Annotated in this window: 3 protein-coding genes; all 3 read left to right on the plus strand. The window is 65.4% G+C overall.

Features of this window, described 5'->3' with window-relative positions; genetic code table 11:
* On the plus strand, positions 1-190 hold a 190-nt coding region (locus tag P0D80_RS50515; RefSeq protein ID WP_408296352.1), incomplete at its 5' end, for a hypothetical protein.
* Positions 191-278: 88 nt separating this feature from the next.
* Positions 279-563: a hypothetical protein gene (locus P0D80_RS50520; protein WP_132378884.1), complete on the plus strand. Its 285-nt coding sequence runs from the start codon at positions 279-281 to the stop codon at positions 561-563.
* A gap of 183 nt (positions 564-746) precedes the next feature.
* Entirely contained in the window at positions 747-956 is a 210-nt protein-coding gene (locus P0D80_RS50525; protein ID WP_132378892.1) for a hypothetical protein, read from the plus strand.
* Positions 957-985: the final 29 nt, after the last annotated feature.

The following is a 985-nucleotide window of genomic DNA, read 5'->3' on the forward strand; positions in this document are numbered from 1 at the left end:
CCCGTCCTCGTCGTACTTCAACTTCAGCCCCGTCTTTGCTCCGAACAACAGCAAGAAGGTCGATGCCACCCAGCTGATCAACACCGAACTGAACCTGCAGAACGCCAACGGCAACAACGTCGCGTTCGCCACCGGCATCAGCTCGACGGTCAACCCGTACATCTCCACGAGCAACAACATCCACGTGTAACACGCGGCCAGGCGAGGCGACCGGTTCGCCGGTCCGCTTCGCCTGCCCACGATTACCCCCGTCTTCCGCGCACCTTTGGAGAAGCACCATGTCATCCCTCATGATTCGCGATCTGTCCGGCACCCGCGAGCTCGACCGCCGCGCCATGTCGGCGGTGGCCGGCGGCACCGGCAGCAGCGTGCCCGGCCTGCCCTCGGTCGCCGGCCTTGGCGGCATTGCCAACGTCAACGTCTCGATCAACCAGAACCTCAACCAGCTGCAGTACGTCAACGTCGCCGCACTCAACAACGTCGGCGTGATCGGCGCGGGCTTCGTGCCGCTGCACCTGAACGTCAGCCCGTCGCTGTGGGGCGCCAACTACGCCAACGTGTGACGGCTTGCCGTAGCGAGGGCCGGGGGGCCTCATTACTGTCGGCAGATCATCGCCGGCCAGCGAGCGGCAGACAGATTTCCTATACTGATAGTGCGAGGAGACCTCAGCACATTTCACGACACACCCGAGCGGCGGCCGGCGCATGGCACCGGCGCGCCGCTCGATTTCTTTCCTGGAGCCACCATGACCAAGCTGATCATCAGGGACCTCACCGACAGCGTCGAACTCGATCGTCAGGCGATGGCGGCCATCGTCGGCGGCGCACGTATCGGCGCGCGGCTGAACGCGGCCGTGCCACTGGTGCCCGCTTCGGCACGCGTGGTCGAATATCCGCCGGGATTCCCCGCAGCGCATCAGACCATTGCCCGGGCCGCCGTGCAGCGCAAACCGTAGCGCGCCTCGCCCAAGCGTCGCACAGTCAC

Source organism: Paraburkholderia sp. RL17-373-BIF-A (genome assembly GCF_046030175.1).
Taxonomy (GTDB): domain Bacteria; phylum Pseudomonadota; class Gammaproteobacteria; order Burkholderiales; family Burkholderiaceae; genus Paraburkholderia.

What these genes read in the sequence shown, in the direction of transcription:
- P0D80_RS50525 (WP_132378892.1), top strand. Translation starts at nt 747, where the DNA reads ATGACCAAGCTGATCATCAGGGACCTCACCGACAGCGTCGAACTCGAT.
- P0D80_RS50520 (WP_132378884.1), top strand. Translation starts at nt 279, where the DNA reads ATGTCATCCCTCATGATTCGCGATCTGTCCGGCACCCGCGAGCTCGAC.